This is a genomic window from Methylosinus sp. (genome assembly GCF_036560965.1).
GTDB lineage: Bacteria > Pseudomonadota > Alphaproteobacteria > Rhizobiales > Beijerinckiaceae > Methylosinus.
Genome location: NZ_DATBQF010000031.1, coordinates 1 through 7,132, shown reverse-complemented (window position 1 = coordinate 7,132; position 7,132 = coordinate 1). Strand labels below are relative to the sequence as shown.

The window sequence follows — 7,132 nt, the reverse complement described above, 5'->3', positions numbered from 1 at the left end:
CTCGGCCAGCCATCTCTTCGCCGCCGCGCCCTGGCACTTCGGGCAGTGCCGATTGCGACAACTATTGTAGGCGATGACTTCGTGGGCGCAGTCCTCGCAGCGCGCGACATGCCCGCCGAGAGCCGCGGTGCGGCAGCTCTCGATCGCCGACATCACCTTCGATTGGCCGAGGCTCACATGGCCGGCGTTGGCTTTGCGCCACGCCGCGCCATGGTCACGGAAGATATCCGCGACCTCCAACCCAGATCGCCTCATGACCCTGGTCTATGCGGGCGGCTCGGTGTTTCTGGTCCTGCGCTGGGTCTCCGAGGCCATATGCCGGATGGCCATGTCTTCGATCATGCGCTGGCGAAGCGGGGTGATGCGCTCCTCTGTCATGCGCTGCTCCTGTCTGAAGCGAGGTTGCTAACCCCGCGATCTTCAGACAGTTCGCCGACCACCCGTTACCCGCAGCCCGCCCGAAACGCCGGCCCCAAACTACCGCGAGAGCGGTTTAGTTCTGTGACCCGAAGCGGACCTGTGGCTCCCAATCCCCGATGTCCGATCGCGCCGATAGCAGACTTTGTCGCCGCCGGGCGGGAGCGTGTAAGATCTCGTAATCTCTCCGCCATCAACGGTCGGGCATTTGAAGGCGTAGATGTCGATCGGCCGGCTCATCAATATCATCGCCCGGACCATTGATGCGGGCCTCTGCCTCGAACTCGATTTCCCCGTCTAAAGAGCTATGCACCCTCTGCGCCTATGGTTGCTGTGGCGGTTCGAGCAGCGCCACGTCCCAAGCATATGCTGTTCGGCATAGGACCCCGTCGCGACGGCGCGTTTCCTGCCCGTGCCGATGGCGCTCGCCGCGGATCATGGCGCTCCGCGATGTGGCAGCGCGAGGCCAAAGGTCGCGCCCCCACCCGGCGTCTCTGTGACGAAGACGCCGCCGCCTTGCTTTTCCGCGAGCTCCTTGACGATGGAGAGGCCGAGACCGGAGCCTCGCGTCGCCTCGGTCCTGCGCCAGAATGGCTCGAAGACGAACTCCCGCTCGCTCGCCGCGACCCCTTCGCCATGGTCGGCGACCTCCAGGCTGGCGCCGGCGCGCACGCGAAGCTCGATCGTCCCACCGACGGGTTCGGCGCGCAGGGCGTTATTGATGAGATTGGAAAGCATGCATTCGAGCGCTTGCCGATTGGCGCGGACAATCACCGGCGTCGCCGGGGGATTGAAGGCGATCGCCCGCCCATTGTCGACGAACAATGGCAGATAGTCGGCGATCATATGGCGGGCGAGCGCGCCGAGATCTATGTCCTCCGCGACGAGGTTTCCACGCTCCGCGCCGCGAGCGAGAACCAGCAATTGCTCGACGATGGACTGCATGCGCCGAATGTCGCGGGCGAGATCGCCGAGAAAGCCCGGCTCGTTGGGCGCATCGAGACGCGCGCGCAAAATCGCGATCGGCGTGAGCAGCTCATGCGCGGCATTGGCCGTGAAGCGCCGCTGCCTTTTGGCGCCGTCCTCGAGCCGCGCCAGCGTGGCGTTGATCGCCGCGAGCAAGGGCGCGATCTCCTTGGGCGCCTTCGAGACGTCGATGCGCTGGTCGATGGAGGAAAGATCGATCTTCGCGAGCCGCTCCTTCGCCGCATAGAGCGGCGCCAATCCGTAGCGCGTCGCTAGCCAGGAGCCGAGGATCGCAAATATGATGTAGGGCGAGAAGGAGAGGAGTTGCGCGATGTCCGTATGCACTCGCATCACAGCGACGAGATCTTCCGGGTGCAGCGTATAGCCGTGGATCACCAGCGAATAATAAGGCGTCGACATCAGCATGTAGACGCCGCGCGCATCGGGATCAGGATCGTTCGAGAGCCGGAAATAGGTCTTGATGGCGATGATCCCGCCGCCGCCCGGAAACACGCGCGCGAGTTCCTCCGACGAACCGGCGAGCGCGGCGCCGCTGCGGTTGTCGATGATCGCGAAACGAAAGTTCGGATTGCGGGCCTGATAAGTGCGCAGCTCGGGCGTCGCATCGATATGGCCGGACCCGTCCGGCTCTCTCCTCAGCGCGTTCTCGACCACTTCGATCGCATGGAACTCCGCCCAGACAGTGTTGGACTCGGTCGCCGCGAGGCCCAGATAGGTGACAAGAATCGTCACGCACGGCCAGACGAGAAACAAGACGATCAGCTCGGCCAGTGTGATGCTGAGCACGAAGCGCGCGAGCAGCGATGGGCTTCTCATCGCCCCTTCCGCTCCGTCAGCAGATAGCCCACGTCGCGCGCGGTGTGAATTTCGACGCCCGCGTCGAGATCGAGCAGCCGGCGTCGCAAACGCGACACCAGCATGCTGAGCGCCGTGGCTTGCACATCGTCGGCGAAGCCGTAAATTTCCGCGAGCAGACGGTCGCGCAGCACCGCGCGTCCGGCGTTGAGCAGAAGAATGTCCAGCAGAGCCCGCTCGCGCTTGTGGAACAGAACCATCGCGCCATTGACGCTGACATCGCGCGTATCCGGATGAAAGACGATTTTGCCGACCGCGATCGGCGTCGCCGCCTCGCCGCCCGGCCGCCGCAGGCAGGCCCGCACGCGCGCGATCAGCTCATTGGCGTCGAAGGGCTTGGTCACATAATCATCGGCGCCGGCGTCGAGCCCTTCGATCCGATCCTCGACGGCGTTGCGCGCGGTCAGCATCACGATGCGGATCGACGGCTGCGCGCGACGAATCTCGGGCAATATGGAGATCGCGTCGCCGTCCGGAAGACGACGGTCGAGCAGCACGAGCGAATATTTGTGCTGCCGCAGCGCCTCCATCGTCTCGTCCAGCGAGCCCACGCGATCGGCGACGAAGCCCGAACGCGCGAGCTTCCCCGCGACGAGCTTCGCCATCTCCGGCTCATCCTCCACCATCAGAACCCGCATCTTTCGGCGCCGCCTCGCGTCAATCGGGAGGGGGGATTATCGTGGCCAATTGTGGCGGTGGCAAGCGGACGCGAGCGTGACTGTTGCGTTGGCGCCACAGTCCACGAAAAGCCATGGAGGCGGCGCTCACGTTACATTCGGGTTAAGTGGCGCCTTTAGAGCGCTGCTCAGAGGGTTGGAGGCTGGCGGGCCTCGCTCCCCTGTCGAACGCTACGACATCCACGCCGTCGAGAGAACGGCGATCAAGGAGGCCACAAATGAATCGTCGTTTTTCCCTGCGATCGGTCAGCGCGCTCGCCCTCGCCGCGGCCGGCCTGCCCGGCGCCGCCGCGCAAGAGGCGCTGCCGCCCATCTCAATCGCTGCGGAAGAGCGACGCCCGGCCGCAGCAAAGACCGCAACGGATGTCGAGCAGACCGCCGCCGGGCCAGTGCGCGGCTATCAGGCGCTCACCGCGCGCATCGCGCGCATGGCCGCGCCGCTGAAGGAGCTGCCGCTTTCCGTCGTCGTCGTCCCGCGCAAGCTGATCGACGATCAAAACGCCGTCTCGCAGTCCGAGGTCTTCCAAAACATCTCCGGCCTCACGCCGCTCGATCCGCGCTTTCCCGGCGGGCTCGGCGTCAAGCTGCGCGGAATGGACGCGGAGCGCTACATCGACGGATTGCCGAATTACGGCTCGCTCGGCGAGCGTGATCTGCTCGTCAATGTCGAGCGGGTCGAGGTTTTGAAGGGTCCCGCCAATATTCTGTTCCAGGGCGGGGCGAGCCCGATCGGAGGCGTCGTCAACATCGTGTCGAAGCTCCCCACGCCGGATCGGTTCGCGGAAGCGGGCGTGCGCGCGGGCGGCTATCGCTTCGGCAGCCCTTATCTCGACATCAATCAGCCGCTCAATGAATCGAAGACGTTGCTGTTCCGCTTCGCCGGCCAATTCGAGACCTCGCAATCGATTGTCGACACGATCCGTCGCCAGAGCTACACGCTCGATCCGACGCTGACCATCACCAATAACGCGGGAACCTCGCTCACGCTGCAAGGCCATGTCGCGCGGCGCGAGCAGCAGGATTATCCGGGCCTGCCGGCCGTCGGCTCTGTCGATCGCTCATTTTATTCCATTCGCCGCTCGGCCTTCCTCGCCAACGCCGGCCTTCCCGTCACCTCCACGGAATCGCAGTCTGTGACGGCGCGCTTCGATCACGCCTTCGACGACACATTCTCCACTTTCACCACGGCGCGCTATTCCGTCACGAAAATCCACGAACCATCGCAGCTCCTCTTCGGCAATGAGCCGACCACCATCGACTTCGGTCCCTTCGGCGTCTATGGCGGCCCATCGCAATTCTATGTGGCGAACGACATTCTCGATCAGAAGCTTACCGAATTCTCGATCAGCTCCAATTTCGTCGCGAAATTCGACTATGGCCCGACCCGCAATCGTCTGCTTGTCGGCGGCGATTTCAATCGCGTCGTCGATCACGGAATCATGGCGGGCAATAATACGACAGACGCTGATTCCTTCTTCGGCTTCCCGCAGCTGATCGACTTTCGCGCGCCATATTTCCCGGTCTTTCGGCTGCCGGTCGAAGGCGCGGCGGACACGGTGGTGTTCACGAAGATCGCCAATAGCTATCAGAACGCCGGAGCGAGCGTCCAATTGCAGTCGACGATCTTCGATCGCTTGCATTTCCTCGGCGCTCTGCGCGTCGCCACGGTCGATATCCACTTCACCGAAAATGCGGTCACGCCGCCGACCCACTATGACGCGAGCGCGACGCGCGTGCTGCCGCGCGTCGGCGCGACCTATGATGTGACCGATTGGCTCTCCGTCTATGGGAGCTATTCTGAAGGCTTGCGCGGGGTCAGCTATTTCTCGGGCGCCAATAATGCGCCGCCCAAGCCGGAAGGGTCGCGACAGCTCGAAGGCGGCGTGAAGCTCGACGGTCCGTTAGGCCTTTCGGGAACGCTCGCTTATTTCGATCTCACTCGCACCAATGTGCCGACCGCCGTGTCCGGCTCCCTCACTCAGAGGCAGACCGGCGAGCAGAACTCGCATGGATTCGAGGCCGACCTCGTCTGGCAGCCGACGCCTAATCTCTCGTTCCTCGGCAGCTACGCCCATATCGACGCCAAGGTCACGAGCGATGAGAACACGCAATATATGAACGCGCGCCTCGTCGGGACGCCCAGCGACTCCGGCCGTTTCTGGGGCCATTACACCTTCGATGGCGAGCTGCAGGGCTGGTCCTTCGGCGCCGGCTTCTACGCCGCCTCATCCTCGCGCGTCGAGCTCGGTCGCACATGGACGACGCCGGGCTACATCACATTCGACGCCGATCTCGCTTACAAGTACGAGAATTTCACCTTGTCGATCGCCGCCAAAAACCTCGGCGATCGGCGCTACTACATCCAATATCCCTATCTTTCAGGGCGCGTCGCGCCGGGGGAGGGGCGCACATTCTTCGCCACCGTTTCCGTGAAAATGTAGGAGGAACCATTGGACACGTTCGATCGCCGCCGCTTCGGCGAAGCCTTGGCCGCATTCGCCGCGCTCGTCGCCGGCGGCGCGCTCGATGCGCGCGCGGCTCAGAAGGTCACGGCCGATCACGATATGTCGAACATGCCGGCCTCGTGGTCCGGCAATGAGAAGATCGGCTTTCTGATCTATCCGGAGTTCACTGCGCTCGACATGATCGGCCCGCATTACATGCTCACCGGGCTGATGGGCGCGACGGCTTTCGTGATCGCAAAGAGTAAGACGCCTGTCGTCAGCGATACGGGATTGACGATCACGCCGGATGCGAGCTTCGACGATGCGTCGGTCGATCTCGACATTCTCTGCGTGCCCGGCGGCGCCACCGGCACGCTTGCCGCCATGCAGGACGAGGCGACGTTGCGCTTCATCAAAAGCCGCGGCGCGCGCGCGAAATATGTCACATCGGTGTGCACGGGCTCGCTTCTGCTCGGCGCGGCGGGCCTGCTCGACGGCTATCGCGCGACGTCGCATTGGTCGACGAAGCCGCTGCTGCCGATCTTCGGCGCGACGCCGACGCCCGGCCGTTTCGTGCGCGATCGCAATCGCATCACCGCAGAGGGCGTGACGGCGGGCCTCGATTTCGCCCTGGCTCTGGTCGGCGAATTGCGCGACAGCACTTACGCCGAGGGCGTGCAGCTCATCGCGCAATATGCACCGGAGCCGCCTTTCGACGCGGGTCAGCCGGAACGAGCGCCTGCCGCAGTCAGAACGATGATGGAAGAGATGTTCGCTGGGTTCCGGGCCTCCGCCGATCGGCTCGGCCGTGAAGCGTTCGCGAAATCGAAGGCGTTCTGACGTGGCGAAGGAGAGGCGCGGAAAACAGATGCCGAATTACGAATGTGTTCGACGCCGGTGAGAAATTCTGGTCTCATCCGCCAAATGGAGATCGACGACAGCGGCGATCCGAAATTCCTGATGGCTCCGTTCAGGGAGCTCACCCTCAGTCGACGGCTCGTCGCCGATGGCGGGAGGCTCAGCGGGGCTCCGCGCGATTTGAACTCTATCTGCAGCCGCTTCGGCTCCGCGAAGTCCGTAAAAATCCGGGGAAAGCAGACCTGCGGTTCGTTCAGATCGAACGTCGGCTCATGTGAAGGTTTTTGAATGCCGGCCCTTTGCGAGCACTCGGCGTCGCGCTGCCTTAGGGCCTGCATTCGAAAACCTTCACACAGTTCCCCCTTCCCGGCGGGAACGGGGAGCGCGCGCCATAACCGGCCATTCGACATGGACCAGGCCAATGGCCTCTTTCCTTGGAATTTGCGGACGTTCGCCGAGCCGGAATTCCCTTGGCGCCGATGAAGGTCTCGTAACGCGGTCTCACATTCTGATTTATGAGGCCAGAGTGAACCGCGCCGGGATTGCCGGAGGCTCCAAGCCTTGAGAGGATGGAGCCATGGATACGAAGAAGAAGACATCGAACAGATTTTCACCTGAGGTTCGGGAACGGGCGGTTCGGATGGTGCTGGAGCACCGGGGCGATCATGCGTCGCAATGGGCGGCGATCGCCTCGATCGCGGCGAAGATCGGCTGCACGGGCGAGACATTGCGGAACTGGGTCCGCCAGGCGGAGCGCGACGACGGATGAGCGCGATCGGATCAAGGCGCTGGAGCGCGAGAACCGCGAGCTGCGGCAGGCCAATGAGATCCTGCGCAAGGCGTCGGCTTATTTTGCGGCGGCGGAGCTCGACCGCCGCTCGAAACAATGATCGC

5 protein-coding genes and 1 pseudogene are annotated in these 7,132 nt (G+C 63.6%); 3 read left to right on the top strand and 3 right to left on the bottom strand.

Going from position 1 to position 7,132, the window contains the following annotated elements:
- From VIF40_RS09930 to VIF40_RS09920, 3 genes are all read right to left on the bottom strand, one after another.
- Window positions 1-255: transposase zinc-binding domain-containing protein (locus VIF40_RS09930; RefSeq protein WP_331937360.1), on the bottom strand; the 255-nt coding region annotated here is incomplete at its 3' end.
- 597 nt (window positions 256-852) lie between these two features.
- Window positions 853-2,220 (bottom strand): HAMP domain-containing sensor histidine kinase, encoded by a 1,368-nt coding sequence (locus VIF40_RS09925; RefSeq protein ID WP_331937359.1) that lies wholly within the window; start codon window positions 2,218-2,220, stop codon window positions 853-855.
- The gene (locus VIF40_RS09920) at window positions 2,217-2,897 is read right to left on the bottom strand and encodes a response regulator transcription factor (RefSeq protein WP_331937358.1); all 681 of its coding nucleotides are present in this window, start codon (window positions 2,895-2,897) and stop codon (window positions 2,217-2,219) included. Before VIF40_RS09920 ends, VIF40_RS09925 begins: the two co-directional genes overlap by 4 nt.
- A gap of 257 nt (window positions 2,898-3,154) precedes the next feature.
- Here VIF40_RS09920 and VIF40_RS09915 point away from each other — a divergent pair, with 257 nt between their 5' ends.
- The 3 genes and pseudogenes from VIF40_RS09915 to VIF40_RS09905 all read left to right on the top strand — a co-directional run.
- Window positions 3,155-5,377, top strand: coding sequence for a TonB-dependent receptor (locus VIF40_RS09915; protein ID WP_331937357.1), 2,223 nt, complete (start codon window positions 3,155-3,157; stop codon window positions 5,375-5,377).
- Between the two features lie 9 nt (window positions 5,378-5,386).
- Complete coding sequence (locus tag VIF40_RS09910) at window positions 5,387-6,220, top strand: DJ-1/PfpI family protein (RefSeq protein ID WP_331937356.1); 834 nt, start codon at window positions 5,387-5,389, stop codon at window positions 6,218-6,220.
- A 595-nt stretch (window positions 6,221-6,815) separates the two neighbouring features.
- Window positions 6,816-7,132: pseudogene (locus tag VIF40_RS09905) on the top strand (transposase); the annotation flags it as partial.